Origin of the sequence: Clostridioides sp. ES-S-0001-03 (assembly GCF_020676075.1) — a bacterium.
Taxonomy (GTDB): Bacteria; Bacillota; Clostridia; order Peptostreptococcales; family Peptostreptococcaceae; genus Clostridioides.
This window is the reverse complement of the sequence record NZ_JACVWJ010000002.1, coordinates 575,929-600,247: the sequence shown is the minus strand read 5'-3', so window position 1 is coordinate 600,247 and position 24,319 is coordinate 575,929. Positions and strand designations below refer to the sequence as shown.

Sequence of the window (24,319 nt, the reverse complement as noted above, 5' to 3'; positions counted from 1 at the left end):
ATTGGGGGGTCTTTAAATTAAAGTATCTATATAATTTTTTTGCCCATTAATATTTTGATTTTTCTTGTATTTTTCAGCATCTTTATCTAACTTTTCTATTCTTGACTCAATTTTCTTTATTTCCTCTTGAGCCATACTCATAAAATCTTTAAGCATATTTTCAAGTTCTTCGCGAGTTTTACCTTCTAAAAATAAATTTTCAAGTTCTTTATCTTCTTTATCAATATGTTTTTGTTCTAGTTCTTCTGACTCTTTTTCATTATCGACGCCTTTTTGATCTAATTCTTCTACCTTTTCTTCATTTTTATCATTAAGTTCATCTGTATTTAATGATTCCTCTTTTTCTCCTGTATTTAGAGAAATTGGATATTCTTCCAAAATAGTATTTTTATTTTCTTCTTCTGATTTAAATAAATTTCTGATTGCTTCATTTATTTTTTTAGCATAAAGTTCTTGTTTATCTTTTAAATCTTTAATTCTATTATCAAGTTCTTGTTTTTGTTTCATGATATTAGATAAATAATTATTTTTTTCTATAGTTTCATTTTTCTTAATAATATTTGTATTTTTTTTTGTATTTTTTATGTTACTTTCATTATTTAATAAATATTGGCTTCTATATTGACTAGAAATTTTCATTATATTTACCTCTCCAAAATAAATTTATTCTTATATTAAAAAAGTAATTATATGTTAGTTTTAAAACCATTCATATAATTACTTTAAAACATACATTAATTACATATGTTGAGATATAAAAACACCAGAATACTTGCTTAATACATCTGCAAAATCATAATTTCTTCCATCTATAAACCATTTACCCTTCCATGTACTTGTATTCCCAGAAATGCTTATTGTATCTCCATTCTCAAGTCTAATATTTTTCTCGTTTTTTAAATTTATGTCCTTTTCCATTGCGTTTGAAATAACCAGATTAGAAAACGATAATGCTAAAATACTAATTGTTGCTAATGACATAGATGTTATTTTCTTAAAATTTATACAATTATACCCCTTCAATTATCTTATATTTAATCATATCCTAGCACTATAGAGGTAAATTTACAAGAAATCTGCATAACTAGTCAATAAACACGCAAAATCGGCTAATATTTTTAAAAAATTTTTTTTTCATAAAATAGTAATAATTTATACAAATACCTTATATATTTTAAAATATTATCTATTTATGAAATCTAATGCTTTGTAAAGCGTATCATTCCCCTTTATCATAGTGAACTTTTCTTTAGTCATAGAACCTATCTTTTCACATGCTCCACCACCAACAACAGCACCTACTCCTCCAAATAAAACTCCTTCTGCTAAAGCTCTTCCTATCCCACCTTTAGTCACAGTTTCACCATTTTCCAAAAGTTCATATTCTATAACATCACTATGACTATATATAATATACATTGTCTAACTCTTCGTATTCGTAGGATACTTCTCTTTTATTCTTTTTTACAGGTTCTAGATTTCTTATTTTCACTATTTTTGCTGGTATACCAACAACTGTGGCTCCATTAGGTACATCTTTAACAACAACTGAATTTGCACCTATTTTTGAATTAGAACCGATATTTAAAGGTCCTAGTATTTTTGTTCCAGCTCCAATTAATACATCATCGCCAACAGTTGGATGTCTCTTGCCAGTATCCTTTCCTGTAGCACCCAAAGTAGCTCCTTGATATATTGTTACTCTATTTCCCACTTCAGCTGTTTCGCCAATTACAACACCCATTCCATGGTCTATCAAAATACCTTCTCCCATTTTAGCTCCAGGATGTATTTCTATACCAGTCATAAATCTGGATATCTGGGATATTAATCTAGCTGAAAAAAGCATCTTCTTCTTATAAAGAAAATGAGCTATTCTATGCATTATCATTGCATGCACTGATGGATATAGTAAAAAAACTTCTATCTTAGATCTAGCTGCTGGATCATTCTTCATTATATATTCAATATCTTTATTTATTTTTTTAAACAAAGTATTCACTCCCTCAAATAAAATTATTAAAATATTCCCATGGACATATATTTATCTACTCCATCTGGAGCTACTGTTACTATTTTTTTATTTGGATATTTTTTCGCCATTTCCATAGCTCCAAATATATTTGCTCCAGAAGATATACCTACCAAAATCCCTTCCTTTGATGCAAGTAATTTAACTGTATCAAAAGCATCTTCATCATCAACTAATATTACTTCATCAACTACACTAGAATCATAATTTTCAGGAACAAAGTTAGCTCCTATTCCTTGTATTTTATGAGGTCCAGTTTTATTTTCTGATATAGCTGGAGATTTTTTTGGCTCAAGTGCAACTACTTTTATATTTGGATTTTGCTCTTTTAAATATCTTGCAGTCCCTATTAAAGTACCACCTGTTCCAACTCCACATACAAATATATCTAAATCTCTAACATCATTCATAATTTCAACTGCTGTTGTTTTATAATGTGCATTTGGATTGTCTTTATTTTCAAATTGTTTCAAACTTTTATAGTTTGGATTTTCTCTCAATAGTTCATTTGCTTTTTCTATAGAGCCTGACATTCCAGCTTTTCCATCTGTAAGTACTAAATTTGCTCCATAAGCCTTCATTAAATCTCGTCTCTCGATACTCATAGTCTCTGGCATTACTATTACTACTTCATATCCTTTTAATCTTCCTATCATGGATAATGCAATACCAGTGTTGCCACTAGTTGCTTCTACTAGTACATCACCCTTTTTTAATTCTCCTCTTTTTTCTAATCCTTCTAGCATTTCATAAACTGCTCTATCTTTTATACTTCCTGCTGGATTTACTTTTTCTAATTTTACATATATGTTAGAACACCCGTTAGTACATCCTAAATTATTTAACCTTACTACAGGTGTGTTTCCTATCAACTCTAATGCGTTATTATATAACATACTACTTCCTCCTATATGTCCAATTCTATTATCAAATTGATAACGATAAATATATTATAGTATTATCATTTTGATAATGCAACCTTTTTTTGGATTTTATCCCTTCAATTGTTTTATTTCTAATATTAGTAATATTCAAACAAAAAAAGTGAAAATCATTATCGATTTTCACTCTTCAAACTTCAAGCTTTATGCTAAGTCATACACAATACTTCACTACAAAAATTCTACGAAATACTATATAAGACCTAATATTTTTGCAACCTCTACATTAACCTTTAACACATTAACTCTATCTTCACCTAAAACTCCGAAAAGTTTTTTTGAAGTATTATCATCTACAATTTTTTGTAATTTACTCTCTGATATTCCTGATACTTTTGCTATAGCAGGTATCTGAACCTTTGCAGAAGCGGGACTTATATTAGGGTCAAGTCCTGAACCTGATGCTGTAAGCAAATCTGTTGGTATATCTTCTTTTTTTACACCTGGATTATCCTTCAAAAACTGTTCAATGTCTTTTTGAACTCTATCATGAAGCTCTGGATTAGTTGCCCCATAATTAAAAGAACCCGATGAAACACCGCCATAAACTGTATTTCCATCCTTATCTGGTATTAAATCTTCTTTTGTATAAGTATTATAGTTTACTGATGAAACTCTTCCCTTAAAAAATCTTGCATCTGTAAAACTTTGACCAATAAGCTCTGAACCAACCTTTACGCCATTTACTTCTATCATACTTCCATTAGCTTTATCTTTAAATGCAACTTGACTTACGCCTGTTAAAACAAGTGGATATACAAGTCCGCAAACAAATAACAATACAAGACTTACAAGCAATGCTGGTTTTAATGTTTTCATTTTTATATCCTCCATTCATTAACCTAAATTAAGAACCATTACTAAAGGTGTAATTAATAAATCAATTACTTTTATTCCTAAAAATGGTACTATAACCCCACCAAGACCAAAAATAAGCATATTTCTCATTAGCATAGCTTGCGATTTCATAGGTCTATATTTTACCCCTTTCATAGCAAGAGGTATTAAACATGGGATAATTATAGCATTAAATATTAAAGCTGATAATATCGCACTAAATGATGTAGAAAGCTTCATTATATTTAATATCTCCATTTGAGGTATTGCAAGGGTAAATATAGCTGGTATAATTGCAAAGTATTTTGCAATATCATTTGCTATACTGAATGTTGTTAAAGCACCACGTGTTATTAAAAGCTGTTTTCCTATTTCAACCACTTCTAATATTTTAGTTGGGTCTGAATCTAAATCTACCATGTTTGCTGCTTCCTTTGCAGATGTTGTACCACTATTCATAGCAAGACCCACATCTGCTTGAGCAAGTGCAGGAGCATCATTTGTTCCATCCCCTGTCATAGAAACTATTTTACCTTCAGATTGTTCTTTTTTTATTGCCTCTATCTTATCTTCGGGTTTACATTCTGCAATAAATCCATCTACTCCAGCCTCTCTTGCAATTGTGGCTGCTGTTAAAGGATTATCTCCTGTACACATGATTGTCTTTATTCCTATCTCACGAAGTCTAGCAAATCTTTCTACAAGACCTGATTTTACTGTATCCTTTAAGTAGATAATACCGTATATCTCATTATCGACACACACTACTAGAGGTGTACCACCTAATTTTGCTACTCTATTCACACTTTCTTCTAAATCGTCTGGTACTAATCCACCAGAAGATTTTACTCGATTTATTATACTGTCATAAGCCCCTTTTCTAATAGCTGTTCCATCAGATAAATTTATACCACTCATTCTAGTTTGTGCAGAGAATTCTACAAACTCAGCTTCTTCGGCCTCTTTTGTTTTTCCTGTTGAACCTAGTTTTATCCCTAAATCAACTATAGACTTTCCTTCTGGTGTGTCATCTTTTAATGAGCACATAACAGCATAGTTTATTAAATCTTTTGAATCTGCATTTCCAACTGCTATAAATTCTGATGCAAGTCTATTTCCATAAGTAATAGTACCTGTCTTATCCAAAATCATAGTATCAACATCACCACAAGCTTCCACTGCCTTTCCTGACATTGCAATAACATTGAATCTAGTTACTCTATCCATACCTGCAATACCAATAGCTGACAATAATCCACCTATCGTAGTTGGTATTAAGCACACCAAAAGTGCTATCATAGTAGAAATTGGAATCTTTACACCTGCATAATTTGCCATTGGATAAAGAGAGATTAAAACAACCATAAATATAAGTGTTAATCCCACCAATAAAGTATTTAAAGCAATTTCATTTGGTGTTTTTTGTCTTGAAGCTCCTTCTACAAGAGCTATCATTTTATCTAAGAAGGATTCTCCTGGTTTTGTTGTTATTTTTATTTTTAGCCAGTCACTTACAACTGTAGTTCCTCCTGTAACAGAAGCGAAATCTCCTCCAGATTCTCTCATAACAGGTGCAGATTCTCCAGTTATTGCTGACTCATCCACAGAAGCTATACCTTCTATTACTTCTCCATCATTTGGAATAACTTCTCCTGCATTTACTAAAACAATATCTCCCAGTTTTAGCTCGCTTGCACTTATCATTTTTTCATTTCCTAATTTATCTAAAACTCTTGCAACTGTATCTTTTCTAGTTTTCTTTAATGTATCTGCTTGTGCTTTTCCTCTACCTTCAGCTACAGCTTCAGCAAAATTTGCAAAAAGAACAGTTATAAATAGTATTATTGTTACAATCCCATTATAAGCTCTTAAGTTATTACCTTCATCTCCAAACAAACTAGGTACTATTGTAAGTATCAAAGTTACTATAAATCCAATCTCTACAACAAACATAACTGGATTTTTCATCATATATTTAGGATTTAATTTTTTAAAAGCTTCTATAATGGAAGTTTTGAAAATATCTTTTGTAATAAACTTTGTTTTTTTAGTTTCCATAAAATTTTACTCCCTCCCAATTTTTTAGTGCCATAATACTAGATGCTCTGAAATAGGTCCAAGCGCTAAGGCTGGGAAAAATGTTAAAGCACCAACAATTAAAACAACCAATACTAAAATTATTGTAAATGTGAAATTATCAGTTCTAAGTGTTCCTATGCTTTCATTTACAGAGTTCTTAGATGCTAATAAACTTGATATTGCAAGTAATATTATAATAGACACATATCTTCCAAAAAACATAACTATACCTGTTGTTATATTCCAGAACATAGTATTATCTCCTAAACCTTCAAATCCTGAGCCATTATTAGCTGCTGAAGATGCAAACTCATATAAAACCTGTGATAATCCATGGAATCCAGGATTTGAAATTCCCTCAAGACCTGCTGGTAGTGCTACTGCAAGTCCAGAGAACATAAGTATCAAAAGTGGATGTAATATAATAAGTAAAGCTATAAGCTTCATTTCTTTTCCTTCAATTTTCTTAGTTAAGAATTCTGGTGTTCTTCCTACCATTAATCCACATAAAAATACTGCTATTATAGCGTACATTAGCATATTCATAAGGCCTACACCTTTACCACCAAATACGACATTTAACATCATATTTAAAAGTGGTACTAATCCTCCTAGAGGAGTTAAGGTATCATGCATATTGTTAACTGTACCAGTTGTAAAGGAAGTCGTCACTGTCGTAAACAATGCTGATTGAGCTATACCAAATCTAACTTCTTTACCTTCCATACTTCCCATGCTTTGATTAAGTCCTAATTGTGATAAGATAGGATTTCCTGCACTTTCTGCTCTAAAACAAACTATTAAACCTATTAAAAATATGATTGACATTGCACCAAATACAACCCAACCTTGTTTTTTATTCTTTATCATATGTCCAAATGCAACAACACAAGCTCCTGGTAATATCATCATAGATAACATCTCTACTATATTTGATATTATTGTTGGATTTTCAAATGGATGTGATGAATTTGAACCAAAAAATCCTCCTCCATTTGTTCCTAAGTGTTTTATTGATTCAAGTGCTGCCACAGGACCTTTAGCTATATCTTGAAGTTTTCCTTCTATAGTAGTTACTGTTTCTGTACCAGCAAAAGTTTGTGGTACTCCTTGTGTAACTAATATAATACCAACAATTAAAGCCCCTGGTAAAAGTACTCTTGTTGTTATTCTAATTAAATCTACATAAAAGTTGCCTAATGTTTTCTTTTTGCCTACTAACCCTCTTACAAATGCCATGGCCGCTGCATATCCTGTTGCTGCTGATGTAAACATCATGTATATTATCACTGTCATTTGACTAAGATATGAAAGCCCTGTTTCACCTGAGTAATGTTGAAGATTCGTGTTTGTCATAAAACTTATTATTGTATTAAATGATAAACTTTGTTCCATACCTTTAATTCCATTAGGATTAAAAATATGCATGCTCTGAGTTCTAAGTATTACATATCCTATAAACACCATGACTGCATTTGTAACTAATAAAGCTAAAGCATATTGCTTCCAATTCATTTCTTTTTTCTTATCTATGCTACATACCTTATATATGCCATTGTCTATTTTATCAAACACTTTATCTCCAAATGTTTTTTGGTTAGTGGATATATGATATAAATATTTACCCATAGGTATTACTAAAACCATAAATATCGCCAATACTATTACTATCTGTACCATAAAAATTTTCCCCCCAATTCAACTTGCTTATTACCTCTATACTATTTAGAATTTTTCAGGATTAATAAGCGCATACACCAAATATACTATCAACATTACAATTACAACTGCCAGAAACCACATAGGTAATACCTCCATACATTACATTATTTTTTTTCAGTTTGTTTCCCACACCAGCCAGCAAGCAACTTCATGGAAATAAATCCTATAGCCAGTGACGCTATCATCACTATATCTAACATTTCGACTCCTCCATTTACTTTAGTTTCTTTGATACGTTTTGGTTTCATATTGCTACTTCATTTATCTTATCATTTTAGGTATAAAGATAGGGTTAAGATACATCTATTATTGATTAGTATTGCATAAATATAAAATTAGCTCTTCTCTACTTAATTTAGACATAAAAAAAGGAGGCAAGTTTGCCACCTTTCAAAAATACTGTTATTTAGTTTATATTAACATTCTGGAACTATTTCATTACTCATATCCATATCTAAATTTTTACCATGATAGTAAATAAAATCAATTACTTTACCACTAATCGTAACAGCAATTAAAGAATAAAAAATATCAAATGCGGATAGGTAAACTAATGATAACAACAATACAATAACATCTGTTGCTAGATAAACTTGCCCTATGTTCAAAGATGTAGTCTTAGAAATTACTAATGCTAAAGCATCGTCTCCTCCCGATGCACAACCTGCTTTTACTATTATCCCTACTCCTACTCCTACAGTTATACCTGCCAAAATAGTTGATAAAAGCATATTTTGTGATTGTGGTACAAGAGGTCCTATAGCTTCAAATAAATCATATAATACTGAAAAACTTATAGAAGCTACTATTGAATATATTAGGAATTTTTTACCGAAAAATTTATATCCTACTAAAAGTAGTAAACCATCAATTACAATATTTGCTATTGCTGGTTGTATGTTGAATAAATTTTTTAACAGTAGTAAAATACCTAACACTCCACCTTCTGTTATGTTGTTTAGATAGTAAAAATTATAAACTCCAAATGCTAATATTGCTGAACCTAATAATATAAGTCCAATTCTTTCTAAAAATAACCGCCTGGCCATACATATCCCTTCCTTTTTCTTAATTTATATATATTATATACAAAAGAATTGGCTTTGTATACCACACTTTTTAAAACTTTAATTATACAAAATTTTTTTATTTTTTTCAATAGTTTTTTTATGTTTTTTTATGTTTTTTTAATAATTCTTTTGAACCTTAGTATTTTCAATACTTTAAATGTTTTCTCATTTTACATAAGTTTATATTAATTTGACTTATAATTTAGTATAAATAAGTCTTTGTTTATATTAATTTTTTATTTGTTTAGAAATACTATCCAATAACTTATTACTAGGTTGGATTTAAAGAGAGAGTTACTTTAGAAACTATATAAAGTAACTCTCTCAATTTTAATGTATGTAATATCTTACCATTCACCCTTAAATTCTGAAATATTATCCTTGTTGACTTCAACTTGTTTAATTTGTGTAACAGGTTCAACTTTTTCGCCTTTAAGGAAATTAGATGCCTTTTCTATAACTAATGCACCTTCTTCAATAGCAGACATATAAGTTGTACCATCTATTAACCCATCAGTTACAGCTTTTAATCCGTCTTTACTTCCACCTAAACCTATAACTTTAACTTTATCTTTAAGACCAGCATCTTTTAAAGCTTGTCCTGCTCCTGTAGCAGAGTTATCATCTTGACATATTATAACATTAAAATCAGTTTTCTTTTGAATTAAATCTTCTGTTACCTTTAAGGCTTGCTCTTTCTCCCAATTTGAAGTTTGGTTATAAACTATTTGTATGTTACTATCTTTTAACTCTTTTTCAAGACCTTTTTTTCTTAATACTTGTGGAGTAGTTCCTGGAACACCTTCTATTAATACAGCTTTTCCACCAGCTTCTCCTAATAAGTTTTTAGCAATTTTACCTGTTAATGCTCCTGTTTCTTCCTCATTTTGCCCTATATAGGTAACTAAGCCTTTAAATTCTCCAGTTGAGTTACTTCCTATAGAATTTGTAAATGCTATTATAGGAACTTCTGAATCATTAGCAGCCTTAACTATTCTCTCGCTTACAGCAGAATCAACTCCACATAATGCAATCATATCTACTCCTTTAGCCATAAAATCTTCAGCTTGTGATAATTGTTTACTAGCATCCCATTGAGCATCTGCATATTCTACATTTACACCTAATTCTTTAGATTTTGCATCTATACCTTGTTTAGTTGCTACAAAATAACCTGTTGAACCTGGCAACAATACGGCTATCTTTTTTTCTCCATCTTTTCCTTTTCCACTATCATTTGAGCATCCAACTAAACTGAATATCATAGCAAGTGATAGTAATAATGCTAAATGTTTCATTAATTTTCTCATAAAAAATTTCCCCCTCTTATTTTTTATCTTGAAGCAAGCTTTTTCTTGCTATAAGAATCAAATCCAACTGCTGCTAAAATTATTAAACCTTTAAATATGTATTGGAAATATACATCTATTCCAAGAAGATTAAAACTGTTGTTTATAACACTCATAAGTAACACACCTATAACAGTTTTAAGTACAGAGCCAGAGCCTCCTGCTACTGATGTCCCTCCGATTACAACAGATGCAATAGCATCCATATCATAGCCTTCACCTGCAATCGCAGTTGCCGTTCCAAGTCTTCCAGTTAGTACAATCCCAGCTATTCCTGCAAGTACAGCATTAATAATAAATACTTTTATTTTATGGAAATCCACATTTATACCATTGAGTTTACTTGCTTCTTGATTACCTCCTACAGAATAAACATATCTACCAAACTTAGTTTTATTTAGTACAATAAATGCAACTAGTACTACTATAAAGAAAATTACTACTGGTATTGGTATATTAAATAAATATCCATTTCCAATATAATCGAGTATTGGTATATTTTCAGTAATTGGATATCCTCCTGTAAGCATCAAAAGCAATCCTCTTACAATAGTAACCATAGCCATAGTAGCTATTAGCGATGGTACATTTATCTTTGCAACTACTATCCCATTTATTAGTCCTATTACTGCACAAATTGCTATACCTAAAAGCATAGATACAAATAAATTGGTTCCACCAGTCGCAAATTTCATCGTTATAGCACCTGCAAGAGCTGCTACTGCCCCAACTGATATATCAAAGTTTCCAGATATTATAACAAAAGTCATACCTGCCGAAATTATTCCAATTATAGAAGATTGTCGCAAAAGATTAAGTATATTTTGTTTACCTAAAAATGATGGAGTTGCAACACTTATCGCTATACATAAAGCCAAAAAACCTAGTAATACTCCATAATCTCTTAAATTCAATTTCTCAAAAGCTTTTTTCATCTCAGTCCTCCATTTTCATTTCTTTTATACATTAAATATACTGTTCATTATATCTTGAACTTTTATATTCTCATTTTTTAAATCATCTACAATAGAACCTTCTCTTGTCACTAAAATTCTATCACTTACTCTTATTACTTCTTCCAAATCAGAAGATATAAATATTACTCCTATCCCTTTACTTGAAAATTCTTTTATTGTATTAAAAATATCTTCTTTTGCAGCAATATCTATTCCCTTTGTTGGTTCGTCATATATTATTAAATCTAAGTCTTTGTCTAACCATTTAGAGACTACTACTTTTTGTTGATTTCCACCACTAAGTTCTTTTACTTCTTGTTTTACATCACTAACTTTTATTCCTAGTTCCTTGACACCCTTTTTAGAAAACTCAATTTCTCTATTTTTATCTATAAACAAGAATTTCTTAAATTTATCAATTTGTACTGATGCCGAATTAGTATATATAGCTTGTTCCAAAATTAGCCCAAGATTTTTTCTATCTTCAGGGATTAACCCTATTTTATTTTTTATAGCAACTTTAGGAGAAGTTATATCTACATTTTTACCATTAATAAATATATCTCCACTATCTTTATTATCTATCCCAAATATTAAATTTATAATTTCAGTTCTTCTTGAACCCACAAGACCTGCAAGACCTACAACTTCACCTCTATAAACTTTAAATGAAACATTTTTTATTTTATTAGACCAACTTACATTCTTAACATCTAATACAGGAGCTTCTTCATATTTTGCGAATGTATAATCCTTCTTCTCAATAAGTTTGTGATTATCATTTCCTGTCATAAGTTGAGTTATTTTTAATTTAGTTAAATCTTTTACATCATAAGTTCCAATCATAGTTCCATTTTTCATTATACTTGCACTATCACATATTTTAAAAACTTCCTCTAGTATATGAGAAATGTAAACTATAGTCTTACCTTTAGATTTCAATCTGTTTATTATTTTAAATAATCCTTCTTTTTCATTATTAGTAAGTGATGTTGTAGGTTCATCCATTATGATGATTTCAGAATTACATGAAACTGCTTTCATTATCTCAACCATTTGTTGATTTGCTACACTCAAATTAGACACTACTACATGTGGGTCTATATTAAAGTCAAAATCTTCACAAATTTTCATGTATTCTTCTAGCATATCTTTCTTATTTAAAAACACAATTCCTTTTAAAGTCTCTCTACCTAAAAAAATATTTTCAATAACTGTAAGAGTTGGTATTAAACTTAATTCTTGATAAATTATACTAATACCATTTTCTTTAGAATGATGTGGGTTTTTAAACATTATTTCATTGCCAGCTAAAATCACTTTACCTTTAGTTTGAGAATGGACTCCTCCTAGAATCTTAATAAGTGTAGATTTTCCTGCTCCATTAGCTCCTAAAAGGGCTCTTACTTCTCCTTTTTCTAGTTCAAAATCTATACCATTTAAAACGTCTACCTTTCCAAAACTTTTATATATTTGTTGCATTTTTAGTATCTTACTCACTATATCACCTCACTAATTCCTAAACCAATTTATAACTTCATCAATATTTTCTTTTGGTGCTGATAACAAATCCCAAGATAGTACATACCCTTTTACTGTTGTCTTATTTATGTTCGAAATATTTTCACTTATATATTTAGGTGTAACAGGAGCTATAATTTCTTTTTTATTTATTTCAATACCTACATATATATCTTTGACAAGATTTTTTGTTATAAAATCGATTTCCTCTAGCACAAATTTTATAGGATATATATCTCCTTCATACTCTCTAATTCCTAAAATATCTAATAAATTTCTTTTTGCAATCTCTTTATTTTCATGTACTGATTCATCAATTAATCTTTCAAATTCAAATGGCAAACCTGCTGGAGCTTTAGTAATTCTATACATCATTGGTTTTATAAAATCTGCTACTTCTTGTAATTTTTCTAAATCTTGACCTACAAAGTAAGAGATAAAAGGGGAAAAAGTGTCTATCCCTATTTTCAATCCTTTACTTTTAAAATAACTACTTATATCCACTAGTGCGTTATATATATTTTGACTTTTCATTTCAAAAAAATCTTCCCATATTTTATTTTTAAATTTGTATTTTCCATTAATGTATTCTGTTATACCAAATGGAGTATCTTCACTAACTATAACTTCATTAGATACATTATCCATTTCTATCATTAATGACCTTTTATCAATATTATTTTTTTCATATATATCTAAACAATCTTTACAAAAACAATTAAAAACACCATTTAATTTATTAGAAAAAGAGCCATACCTTATCTTATCTAAAAAAATTCCATCAAACTCAATTTCACTAAAATAAGTACTATATATTTTCTTTATGTTTTCTATATTTCCCTTATTATTTGGACAATAAAATTCAAAGTTTTCATCTTCTTGTAATGCATATCCTTTAACTTCTTTTCCAGTATAATCAACTAATAGATTACTTTTTTCAAGTAATCCTACTTCCGAAAAGCATGGGAACCAAAGATATAATTCAACATTATATTTTTTTAATAGTTTTTTAGTCTTTACATATAGTTCTTTGTCTACACTCCAACCCATAATGACCTTTTCTACATCAATACATTCCATTAATTCTAATAGCTTACATTTTATATCATTAAATTTTATTTCTTTATTTTTGAATCCACCTGTAAAGATTTGTACAACTATTTTTTTCCTATCCATGTTTGACCCTCCTATTAGCTAACGCCATAGCAAGTCTTATCCCTCCATATACTGGCTGATTTTCTTGAAGTATAAATTTTAACTTTTTATCTGTATTTTCTTCCCTTAAGTTGTCCATTAACATTTGAGCATATATAGTTTTGTTTAATGTACCACCAGATAAAACTATATCTATTTCACTTTTATTATTTTTCATTGAATTAGATATTTTACTTAATATTACTTGAGCTAATTTGGACAGTTCAATTGATGACTCTCTCAGTATTTCAATAGCTAATTTATCATCTCGTTCAGCACAATCAATCACTAATGAAGCTAAGTTTGCTATTTCAACATTGTTATTTATTTCAGTAATCATATATGTAAGTTTCTTAAAGCTATCTGCATTAAAGAAATCTAAAACACAATCAAATAAATCACTATATTCATGGCACTCATCACAATAAAGTAAAACTTTCTTTAGTACTTTTCTTCCTATATCATATCCAGAACCCAAATCGCTAAAATTATATCCCCATCCACCAACTCTATATATGTCTCCATCTTCCCTAATTCCTAATACAATTGAACCTGTACCAGCTACAATTACTAAGCCAGGAGCATCAGTTTGCGCATAAAAGGCTAAAACTGCATCATTTACTAAATATATTTTTTCTTTGTTAAACCCAACTTTTAATATTTCATCCATTATAATATTATAATCATTTGGAGAATCACATCCAGATATACCAAATACAGTGTACTCAATATCGTTATAGTCAATATGTAAATCTTTTAATATTTTCTCAAATCCATTATTAATATTTTCATATGTTTTTTGAACTCCAACTGACTTATAATTAGTTGAACCAGTAGTATGTTCTTTAAGTATATTTCCATCTAAATCACTTACACAAAATTTTGTTTTTGTTCCCCCTCCATCTATTGAAATCAAATATTTCACATTAATATCCTCCTTTTTTATTAGATAGGGAATATTGGTAGTCAGTTTCTTTTAAACACATACTAATTACCCCATTTATACTTCCCTCTCTCAATGACTCCACTTTTATTAGTCTAGGGAAATTTTCTCCTCCAACACTTTTATTTACATCTTCTTCTATAAATTCCATGTCACATTTAGTTAATATATTGCATTGTATAATCATAGCTTCTGGATTTAAAACACAAACAAGAGTCCTTACAAAATTTGATATTATAGATAAAATTTCTTTCTTAAATTTATTATCTTTGCTCTTTAAATATCTTTTTCTTAAACTCATAATGTAATCTTCAATATTTAAGTTATCATAGTTATACTTGCTAAACTCTATATTTAGATAGCTTAGTTCACCAGCAAAATTTGTAGAACCTAGATATAATTCACCATTTATAACTATACCTGAGCCAATACCATCATCTAAATACATAAGTGCCATATTTTTATATTCGTCTTTGTACTGTTTTTGATAAATTCCAATAGTGGTAATATTTGTATCATTTTCTATAAATACTTTAGTGTTATATTTACTCTTTATTAAATTTTCTAAATCTATACCTTCCCAACTTTTTATTGTTGGAATGTTTTTGACTACACCTTTTTTTACAACTCCTGGAACACCAATTCCAATCGCTCTTATATTGTTTCCCCTTACTTTTTCAATCAAAGTATCTATAACAAAAAAAGTATCGTGGTTAACGTTTTCATATGTATCCATTCTTATATTGAACTCTTCTTGATAAGTTATTTCACCTAATAAATTTGCAACTACTCCTATACAGCTGTTTCTATAATAATACAAGGCTATTATATGTTCTAAGTCTGCATTTATTTCAAATAGTTGAGCTCTTCTTCCTCCAGTAGATTCATTTAATCCACTTACTTTAACTTCATTTTTCAAAGCTAATTGTTCTACAATTTTATTAACTGTTGCTAAACTCAATTCAGTAATGCTTGAAATTTCTGGCTTTGTTATAGGTCCATCATTTTTTATAATATTTTTTATTAAGTCTTCATTTACTTTTTTTATCGTTTGTGGCTTTCCAACTATATTTTTCATAAACAACACCTTACTTTATAAACTTTATTTATTAAGTTTAGTATAATAGTTACAGGTTAAATTTGTCAATATTATTCCAATAAAAAAGAAATAAATTTAAAATAGGTTATTTCTAAATTTATTTCTTTTAAATTCTCAACTATAATATAAATAATTGTTTCTAAAATTTTATTTTTTATTGCAGTATACATTTTTATAACAATTAAAACTCTCTTTATCTACTTCTTAAATCTAACTTCTGCTGCCTTTGCATGTGCATATAATCCCTCTTCTTTTGCTAGCTTCTCTGCAACAGGGGCTAACACTTTTATAGCTTTTTCATTTAATATTTGCTTTGTACAAGTTTTTATAAAAGTACCAACCCAAACACCACCAGTATATCTTGATGCTTTTAATGTTGGTAGTGTATGATTTGTACCTGAAACATAATCACCAAATACCTCAGCAGATAAGTTTCCAATAAACAATGAGCCATAGTTAGTTAATTTATCACAAATTTCTTCATATTTATTTACTGCTATTTCTAAGTGTTCTGGTGCATAAAAATTACTTATTTTTATTGCTTCATCTATATCATCAACCAGTATTATTTCACCATTATTTTTCCATGAATTATATGCAATATCTTTTGTTGGTAAATCTTCTAACATGATTTTCATATTTTTTTCAACCTCTTGTGCTATTTCTAAACTATCAGTTAATAATATACCTCTTGCATTTAAATCATGCTCACATTGTGCCAACAAGTCAGCTGCAATATAGACTGGATTTGAAGTTTCATCAGCTATTATAAGAACTTCACTTGGACCAGCTACAAAATCAATTCCGACTTGCCCATAACATTGTCTTTTAGCTTCTGTTACAAACTTATTTCCTGGTCCTACAATTATATCAACAGGTTTAACCTTTTCTGTACCATATGTAAATGCTGCTATAGCTTGAACTCCTCCAGTTGCATATATTTCATCAGCTCCTGCTATATCCATAGCTACTAATGTTTTAGGATTTATATTTTTAGTGTTTTTCATAGTTGGTGAACATGCCACTATTCTTTTTACTCCTGCAATTTTTGCAGGTATTATAAGCATAAGAGCTGTTGAAAATAAAGGATATTGTCCACCTGGAACATATGCAAGGCATGACTCTATAGGAATATTAGTTTGACCTAAAATAACGCCTGGATAGATTTCCTTTTCAAAAGAATTTTCGAAACTAGCCTTTTGGGCTTTTGCAAATTCGCTTATATTTTTAGCAGCAATTTTCAAATTGTTTATAAACTCCTCATCTACATGTTTGTAGGCTTCTTTTATTTCTTCTTCAGTAACTCTGAATTCATCTCTTGTGTTTTTATCAAACATTTCATTATATTTTTTCAACGCAGTCTCTTTATTATTTCTTATATCTTCTATTATAGAACTTACTTCTTCTCTTAGTATTTTTTCATCTACCTTTTCTTTTATATTTGATTTTTTTATAATCTTCATCTTTTCCCTCCTAGTTTTATAATGTTATCATTCTAGCAATAAATAAAAACTCCCACCCTCTATCAATAACTAGAGGATAGGAGTTTAATCATATTGTACTCACCTCACTGACTGAGCACTATTTGTCTAATAACTATACTTATATTTCAGTTAATCTTTCTGAATTTTCTCTTTATTATACATAATATGATATATTTTAACTATTAATTTGTCAATGAAATTTTTTATCTTCTACAGCAATTGCAATTACATCTATCACATTTGCATTTGTTGCATTTGTCACATTTGCATCTGTCACAATTACACTTATGACATCTACATCTATCACAATCATGGTTATTATGGTTGTTTCCATTTCTTCTAGCTTCACATTCCATACCTTCGTCAAAGAATCTTCTAGACTCTTCTAGAGATTCTATACCTTGATAATTATAAGCTGAGTGTTCATTCCAAGATTTTTCTGCTTTTTCCCACATTTTTCTAGCTTCATTTTCAAATTTTCTTGCTTCTCTTCCTCTTTCTTCAGCTTCACAGAATGCTTCTCTTGCTTCTCTTTCTCTTTTTTCTGCTTCTCTTCTAAATCTATCACAATTTCTATCTCTATCTCTGTCTCTGTCTCTATCTCTATCTCTATCTCTGTCTCTATCTCTGTCACAATCTCTGTCTCTGTCACAATCTCTATCTCTGTCTCTATCCCATGAATTATTATCATCTTGGAACCATCTTGATGTAGAATAACTTCTTCTATACCAATCTCCTGAACATTTATTATTTCCCATATAGCATATCTCCTTTTAATTTTAATTTTTTATGAGATGTTTTGTTTCATCTCATACTATATAGTATTAAAATTTCCAAAATATGTTACATAGAAACCTATATTCTTTTCTTTTTAGCTTATTTTCAACATTTTATTCATTTTTTCACAATATCCTTTGTCTTTTATTAGACATAAACTGTTATTTATTTCATACTCAGAGTCAGCATAAACCATAATAGCAAGCTCATCATCATCATTTAAAATATCATAGTTTACTAAGCAATTTCCAACTATATTCAATATTTCATCTTTATTACATTTTTTAAATCTAAGAAGTGCTCCACATTTTTCTCTAACTATTTTATTTACTTGTATTCTATCTTTAGTAAAAGAATCTATACTAGAAACTCTGTTATCTATTATATCAATAACATCTGAGTAAACTGCACTTCCTGTTGCTAGACTTCCAGCTCCCTTACCTACAAAAGAAACTTCTCCTACTGAATCTCCATTTACTATGACAGCATTAAACTCATTGTCTATTCTAGCAAGTATGTTATCTTTTTCCACTAAAACAGGTCTAACAAATGCACTTACTTTATCATTTTCATATTTACTTTGCCCAATTAATTTTATTTTACAATTTAGTTTTTTAGCATATTCTATGTCTTTTTCATCTATATCTGTAATTCCTTCTAGATATACATCTTTCCAGTATACTCTATTATCATAAGCTAGAGTTGACAATATTGATAGCTTTCTAGCAGCATCATATCCTAATACATCTGACTCTGGGTTTGCTTCAGCAAAACCTAATTCTTGAGCTTGTTTTAATGCCATGTCATAAGACAAATCCTCATCATACATTTTAGATAATATAAAGTTAGTAGTTCCATTTAAAATAGCATTTATGCTGTCTATATTATTTCCTTCTAATGATTCTATTATTGGCTTTAATACTGGTATCCCTCCAGCAACTGAAGCTTCAAATTTAATACTTACTTTATTTTCACTAGCTAATTTTGCAAGTTCATCTCCACATTCAGCTAGTAAATCTTTATTTGCTGTAACAACATGAATTTTATTATTTAATGCTTTTTTTATATAAGATAGTGTTGGTTCTAAACCACCCATAACTTCAACTAATATATCTATATCTTTCTCAAATATGTCATCTATATTATTAGTTATTATATTAGAGTATTTTTTTTCTTTATGCTTTTCTAAATTATTAACTAATATTCCAACTATTTCTATATTTCTTTTCTCTTTATTATTATCTATTATATCTATAAGTCCACTTCCTACAGTTCCATATCCTAGTACTCCAATTTTCACTTTATTTTGCATTTTATTTTCCTCCTAAATTTATAATTTTCCGATTTTTTTTAATTTTCAATCTTTTATTGTAATAAAAATAGACCCATCCCTATATAAAGGGACGAGTCTATACTCGCGGTTCCACCCAATTTGATTTTTGTCAATTATTGACAAAATCCACTTTGTACTTTAACGCAGTTAACGGTTAATCTTACTAAAACTCTTTTTAGAGTAACTTCAGATAACAGCTCCTAGGTAGTTTTCAATCCCTCTAATTTAAAAAGTCTTTCAGCCAATGGACTTTTCTCTCTGATAATCGAATTAGATTTACTCTTCCTATTCATCGCTTTTATAATTTTTTATAATTCCTTTTTATACTTTCAAATAATATTTTAAATAACAAAAAACTCCCATCCTTATAACATAAGGACGAGAGTATAATTCCCGCGGTTCCACCTAATTTAGTTTTCATTTTTTATGAAAACCCACTTTAAACTTTAACGTAGTTAACGACTATTCTTACTAAAATCTATTAATATAGATAACTTCAGAAAGTAGCTCCTAGGTAGTTTTCAATCTCTCTAATTTAAAAAGTCTTTCAGCCAATGGACTTTTCTCTCTGATAATCGAATTAGATTTACTCTTCCTATTCATCGCTTTTTTATTTATTATATTGTAATTTATTTTAAACCCTTACAAATAAATTGTCAATAGTTTTTTTAATTTTATTTTTTATACTTAATCTATAAATCCGAAAATTCTATTTCTAATTTTTTACTTAGCTCACTACTGAGCTCTCTTTTATAATTGCATTTTTCACTATTATTGCTTCTAACTGGCAACGAGACAACAAATTCACTTCCAACACCAAGTTGACTTTTTAAAGATATACTACCATCATGCAATTCAACTAAAGATTTCACTAATGAAAGCCCAATTCCACTGCCTTTAACTCTATAAGAAAGTTCATTGTCAATTTGTTCAAACCTATTAAATATTTTATCTATTTTTTCTTTTGGTATACCTATACCACTATCAGATATTTTCATTTCAAACATATTATCTTTCACATATAAAAATATATTTATTTTCCCATTTTCTTTGTTGTACTTAATTCCATTAGAAAGTAAATTCAATATTATTCTTTCCAATTTTTCTGAATCAAATAACATTGAAAATTCCTCTATTTCTGTATCAAATGTAAGTTGTATATTATTTTGACTTGCAAAATCAGCTACAGACATACATATCTCTTCCACAAATGATATTATATCAGACTCTTTTGGCTTAAAATCCAAATATCCCGACTGCATTTTTGTAAAATCTATAACATTATTTACTAATCTCAATATTCTATTTCCATTTTGTTTTACTATACCTAGATTTCTTTTTAGAGTATCATTTGATTCTATTAAGTCTGCCTCTTTCTTTTCTATTACTTGTAATGAAGATGATATTAAATTTATAGGAGTTCTAAGTTCATGAGATAGATTTGCAAAAAACTCCATTCTATTTTTATCCATCTCTTCTTCTAGTTTTTTTCTTCTACTTATATCTCTTGCTGTACCAATTATTCCAATGACACTACCATAACTATCAAAATATGGTCTTTTTGTAATCTCAATACATTTATTTTCGTTATGTATAGTCATATTTGATTCAAATGTAACAATCTTTTTATTTTCAACTACATCCTTATCACTTTTACATATCTTGTCTATAAGAGATTCTTCTGTTGATAATTTATGACTATTCTTACCTAGTAATTCTTCTTTATTCATACATGCTAGATTCAAAAATCCTGAATTAAATCCAATATAATTTCCATATACATCTTTATAAAACATATTCTCTGGTATTGAATGTTCAATCATCTTCATTAAGTTTTTTGAATCATAGTTTTTATTATTATATCCACTGTATATTATATTATCTATTATTCCTATAGTACCTAAAAGTTCACTTTCATCATATAAGAAATATTTTTCAACCATAAAAAATGTTTCTTCGTATTCAAATAGTTTTTGTAAAAATCTTTTTTTACTAGATATTCCTTCTAAATAGTCATCTCTAAATAATTTTCCAGTTCGTTCTCCCCATACTTCTATATCGTTTTTTCCAAATATATCTTTTGTAGTTTTAATTTTGTTATTTAATATTGATATTAAATTTTCACTACAATCTATATATATTCCTTCTTCATCTTTAACATAAGCTAATTTTTCTTTTTTATCAAATGAATCGATTATCTGTCTATAATCGAATACTATTTTACTAAAATACAAAACTACGTACGAATCTCCAACTATTTGTTTTCTTATGTTTATCCAATTTTTAAGTGCTGGAATATATCTTTTTATACAATCTATATTATCTGAGAACAACTCTTTAGAATATTTTTTTGCTCTAAATATAGGTAATACATCTAATATATCTTTATCACAAATTCCCTCTTCTAGTTTCAATACTTGACTCATACCTTTACTTATATATTCCACTCTATATTCTATATCTTCATGTTCTCTTATAATCTTACAGTATAAAAAAGGCACAGGTATATTTTTTATAAAATTCACATATTTATTATGGATATCCATATCCTAACCACGACCTCTCAATGTTATTTATAATAATACTTCTTAAGTAATTATATGACATTTTTCTATTAATTATAACATATTTCATAACAAATATTTTCAAATAAATTTAATTTTATGTAATTTATTATTTGTTTATAATTATTTGTGTCGCTTTTTTTTCATCGGTAATGACATGTGTTATGTATCCAGTCTTCAGTGCACCTGTTATTGAATCTATACTAGAATCTGAACATATAGCTATTACTTTTTTTGCCTTTTTTAATTTTTCAAGAGGTATTTGTATGACATAATCACTATCACTTTTAATTATTTCTCCATCTTTATTAAAATAATAAGATAAAAAGGAACCTATTGCTTTTTCTTTTGTAAGCTTCTTTCCAAATCTAATCGCAGTAGCTTGGTCTGGAACCTGAGGATAATTATCAACAGATAAAATTATTGTATCTATATTATCCCATTTTTTCTCCATACTCTGATAATTTTCAGTTTTCAAATAGATATTTCGCTCTTCACTACTAGTTGGAAATGCAGGCGCATATAAAAATACAGGACTAAATCCTGTACTATTTGAAAATACAGATATTAATTCATTAGGGTGATATCCTTTATTTGGTATGTTAGCCATTCCAACCAATGGATATACTTCTCCTTTAAAAGTAAAAGTATCCTCACTCTTTTGTATTTCTTCTATTATATTACCTATAGTATATCCCCATCCTATACCGACATTACTAACCTTAGGTAATTCTTCTTTTATATATTTTATTCCATGACTTAGTATAGTTTGTTGAGTTATATATTCGGTTTTAGCTTCTGGTACTATTAGTCCACCTCTAATGTTAAATATCTCTTTCATCTGATTCATCAGCAAATCATTACTAGAAAATAGTTCCCTAATCTCTATCTTTACTATTCCAATTTCTTTTGCTTTATTTAACATTTTACTTATCAATGGTCTTGATACTCCTAAAATTTTTGCAATCTCTGCTTGAGTTTTATTATCTTCATAATACATTTTTGATACTTCTACTAATTTCAACATTTCGTTTTCAATAGTCATATTTTCATCCTTTCAAAGCTAATTCTAAGATAAAATTATCTCATTAGATAAAATTTGTCAAGTTGTATAAAAAATTTAAAAAGCCCAGAAAAATTCTGGGCTTTTTAGCTTAATTATTAACATTCTTGCATTAATTCAATTATAAAACCACCATTAATTATAAATGCACATTTTAAGTTATCTCCTACTTTAAAAGGTTCTACAATTACTTCATTCTCACTCAGATATTTGTCCATATTTTTTACTTTATATGCAACATGAGGATTTTTTTGCATTATTTCTGGAAGTGGACTTCCTTCAACAAATCTTAAATATTCATATTTGAAATCTGTGTATTTTGGGTCTGTTATATACACCTTCAATTCTTCATTAAACTCTTCATGCTCTTGTGGCTTATCTGTTATAACACCTATATGTACAAATTCCATAAATTCCCCTCCAATTATATTAAAACCTATATATTAAACTTATACTACTTATACTCTTCTTTTAATTCTTCAAATAACTTGTATGCTTGTTCTGGAGTATTGTTTTCATGAACTACAGCCTTTATTGCCTTTATCATAGCTTTTGGATTTTCTGATTGGAATACATTTCTTCCCATATCAACTCCTGCTGCTCCTTCATTTATAGCTCTATAAGCCATTTCTAACGCTTCTTTTTCTGGAACTTTTTTCCCTCCTGCTATAACTATTGGAACTGGACAAGCAGATGTTATTTTCTCAAAATCCTCACAATAATAAGTCTTTACTATACTTGCTCCAAATTCAGCTAACATCCTAGTGGCTAATAGAAAATATTTTGCAGTTCTTTCCATCTCTTTACCTACTGCAACGACACCCAAAACTGGTATTGAATATCTATTTCCCATATCTATTGTTTTGACTAAATTTTCTATAGCCTTACACTCACCTTCAGCCCCCATAAATGTCTGTATAGCTAGGCATGATGCATTCATTCTTATAGCATCTTCTATATCAACTCCTATAACCTCTCTACTCATATCCTCTCTGAGTACGGAACTACCAGCCGAACATCTAAGTGCTATAGCTTTATCTTGAGTGGGATTTATACACGTTCTTAAAGCTCCCCTTGTAGCCATAAGACAATCTGCATCTTCTATAAGTTCAGGTATTGAAAGGTCTAATCTTTCTAATCCTTGAGTAGGACCCATTATATATCCATGGTCAAAAGCTAACATCAATGATTTTCCTGTTTTAGGATTAAATATCTTTGATAATCTATTTTTCATTCCCCAATCTGCATTGTCCATTCCTTTTAAATAAAAACTTTGTTGAGGTGGTTTTATCCCTATTCCATAATCTTTTGGTAATATTATTCCATCTTTATCTGCCATTTTTTATCTCCCTTTA

Annotated in this window: 23 protein-coding genes, 1 pseudogene and 2 other annotated features; all 24 genes and pseudogenes read right to left on the bottom strand. The window is 28.9% G+C overall.

Going from position 1 to position 24,319, the window contains the following annotated elements:
• Nucleotides 1-12: 12 nt before the first annotated feature.
• Nucleotides 13-639, bottom strand: a complete 627-nt coding sequence (locus IC174_RS05990; protein WP_227482382.1) for a hypothetical protein — start codon at nucleotides 637-639, stop codon at nucleotides 13-15.
• Nucleotides 640-738: 99 nt separating this feature from the next.
• Nucleotides 739-981: a hypothetical protein gene (locus IC174_RS05985; protein ID WP_227482381.1), complete on the bottom strand. Its 243-nt coding sequence runs from the start codon at nucleotides 979-981 to the stop codon at nucleotides 739-741.
• A gap of 201 nt (nucleotides 982-1,182) precedes the next feature.
• A pseudogene (locus tag IC174_RS05980) lies at nucleotides 1,183-1,293 on the bottom strand (cell wall hydrolase); the annotation flags it as partial.
• A gap of 109 nt (nucleotides 1,294-1,402) precedes the next feature.
• Nucleotides 1,403-1,993, bottom strand: a complete 591-nt coding sequence (epsC, locus tag IC174_RS05975; protein ID WP_227433022.1) for a serine O-acetyltransferase EpsC — start codon at nucleotides 1,991-1,993, stop codon at nucleotides 1,403-1,405.
• A gap of 26 nt (nucleotides 1,994-2,019) precedes the next feature.
• Nucleotides 2,020-2,928, bottom strand: a complete 909-nt coding sequence (cysK, locus tag IC174_RS05970) for a cysteine synthase A (protein ID WP_227433021.1) — start codon at nucleotides 2,926-2,928, stop codon at nucleotides 2,020-2,022.
• Between the two features lie 237 nt (nucleotides 2,929-3,165).
• Complete coding sequence (locus tag IC174_RS05965) at nucleotides 3,166-3,792, bottom strand: K(+)-transporting ATPase subunit C (protein ID WP_227433020.1); 627 nt, start codon at nucleotides 3,790-3,792, stop codon at nucleotides 3,166-3,168.
• Nucleotides 3,793-3,810: 18 nt separating this feature from the next.
• Entirely contained in the window at nucleotides 3,811-5,868 is a 2,058-nt protein-coding gene (gene kdpB / locus IC174_RS05960) for a potassium-transporting ATPase subunit KdpB (protein ID WP_227482380.1), read from the bottom strand.
• Nucleotides 5,869-5,892: 24 nt separating this feature from the next.
• Complete coding sequence (gene kdpA / locus IC174_RS05955) at nucleotides 5,893-7,569, bottom strand: potassium-transporting ATPase subunit KdpA (RefSeq protein ID WP_255625478.1); 1,677 nt, start codon at nucleotides 7,567-7,569, stop codon at nucleotides 5,893-5,895.
• A 45-nt stretch (nucleotides 7,570-7,614) separates the two neighbouring features.
• Nucleotides 7,615-7,692 carry a K(+)-transporting ATPase subunit F gene (gene kdpF / locus IC174_RS21350; RefSeq protein WP_227433307.1) on the bottom strand — a complete coding sequence of 26 codons (78 nt, stop codon included), beginning with the start codon at nucleotides 7,690-7,692 and terminating at the stop codon, nucleotides 7,615-7,617.
• 23 nt (nucleotides 7,693-7,715) lie between these two features.
• Entirely contained in the window at nucleotides 7,716-7,859 is a 144-nt protein-coding gene (locus IC174_RS05945) for a hypothetical protein (protein ID WP_227433018.1), read from the bottom strand.
• A 168-nt stretch (nucleotides 7,860-8,027) separates the two neighbouring features.
• The gene (locus IC174_RS05940; RefSeq protein WP_227433016.1) at nucleotides 8,028-8,660 is read right to left on the bottom strand and encodes a YitT family protein; all 633 of its coding nucleotides are present in this window, start codon (nucleotides 8,658-8,660) and stop codon (nucleotides 8,028-8,030) included.
• A 368-nt stretch (nucleotides 8,661-9,028) separates the two neighbouring features.
• Nucleotides 9,029-9,991 (bottom strand): sugar ABC transporter substrate-binding protein, encoded by a 963-nt coding sequence (locus tag IC174_RS05935; protein WP_227482379.1) that lies wholly within the window; start codon nucleotides 9,989-9,991, stop codon nucleotides 9,029-9,031.
• A gap of 23 nt (nucleotides 9,992-10,014) precedes the next feature.
• Nucleotides 10,015-10,965, bottom strand: a complete 951-nt coding sequence (locus IC174_RS05930) for an ABC transporter permease (RefSeq protein ID WP_227482378.1) — start codon at nucleotides 10,963-10,965, stop codon at nucleotides 10,015-10,017.
• Nucleotides 10,966-10,989: 24 nt separating this feature from the next.
• Entirely contained in the window at nucleotides 10,990-12,486 is a 1,497-nt protein-coding gene (locus IC174_RS05925; protein ID WP_227482377.1) for a sugar ABC transporter ATP-binding protein, read from the bottom strand.
• 12 nt (nucleotides 12,487-12,498) lie between these two features.
• Complete coding sequence (locus IC174_RS05920; protein WP_227482376.1) at nucleotides 12,499-13,683, bottom strand: hypothetical protein; 1,185 nt, start codon at nucleotides 13,681-13,683, stop codon at nucleotides 12,499-12,501.
• On the bottom strand, nucleotides 13,676-14,626 hold the full coding sequence (locus IC174_RS05915) for a BadF/BadG/BcrA/BcrD ATPase family protein (RefSeq protein WP_227482375.1): 951 nt from the start codon (nucleotides 14,624-14,626) through the stop codon (nucleotides 13,676-13,678). The genes IC174_RS05920 and IC174_RS05915 overlap by 8 nt, the downstream gene beginning before the upstream one ends.
• A 1-nt stretch (nucleotide 14,627) precedes the next feature.
• Nucleotides 14,628-15,722, bottom strand: a complete 1,095-nt coding sequence (locus tag IC174_RS05910; protein ID WP_227482374.1) for an ROK family protein — start codon at nucleotides 15,720-15,722, stop codon at nucleotides 14,628-14,630.
• Between the two features lie 218 nt (nucleotides 15,723-15,940).
• Complete coding sequence (gene hisD, locus IC174_RS05905; protein WP_227482373.1) at nucleotides 15,941-17,206, bottom strand: histidinol dehydrogenase; 1,266 nt, start codon at nucleotides 17,204-17,206, stop codon at nucleotides 15,941-15,943.
• A gap of 224 nt (nucleotides 17,207-17,430) precedes the next feature.
• Complete coding sequence (locus IC174_RS05900; RefSeq protein WP_227482372.1) at nucleotides 17,431-17,985, bottom strand: hypothetical protein; 555 nt, start codon at nucleotides 17,983-17,985, stop codon at nucleotides 17,431-17,433.
• Between the two features lie 113 nt (nucleotides 17,986-18,098).
• Complete coding sequence (locus tag IC174_RS05895; RefSeq protein WP_227433002.1) at nucleotides 18,099-19,316, bottom strand: homoserine dehydrogenase; 1,218 nt, start codon at nucleotides 19,314-19,316, stop codon at nucleotides 18,099-18,101.
• 84 nt (nucleotides 19,317-19,400) lie between these two features.
• Nucleotides 19,401-19,639, bottom strand: a binding site (T-box leader).
• Nucleotides 19,640-19,708: 69 nt separating this feature from the next.
• Nucleotides 19,709-19,949, bottom strand: a binding site (T-box leader).
• Nucleotides 19,950-20,029: 80 nt separating this feature from the next.
• Entirely contained in the window at nucleotides 20,030-21,883 is a 1,854-nt protein-coding gene (locus IC174_RS05890; RefSeq protein ID WP_227482371.1) for an ATP-binding protein, read from the bottom strand.
• Nucleotides 21,884-22,010: 127 nt separating this feature from the next.
• On the bottom strand, nucleotides 22,011-22,946 hold the full coding sequence (locus tag IC174_RS05885; protein ID WP_227433000.1) for a sugar-binding transcriptional regulator: 936 nt from the start codon (nucleotides 22,944-22,946) through the stop codon (nucleotides 22,011-22,013).
• A 116-nt stretch (nucleotides 22,947-23,062) separates the two neighbouring features.
• Nucleotides 23,063-23,374, bottom strand: coding sequence for a hypothetical protein (locus IC174_RS05880; RefSeq protein ID WP_227432999.1), 312 nt, complete (start codon nucleotides 23,372-23,374; stop codon nucleotides 23,063-23,065).
• 44 nt (nucleotides 23,375-23,418) lie between these two features.
• On the bottom strand, nucleotides 23,419-24,303 hold the full coding sequence (gene lsrF, locus IC174_RS05875; protein WP_227482370.1) for a 3-hydroxy-5-phosphonooxypentane-2,4-dione thiolase: 885 nt from the start codon (nucleotides 24,301-24,303) through the stop codon (nucleotides 23,419-23,421).
• Between the last annotated feature and the right edge of the window lie 16 nt (nucleotides 24,304-24,319).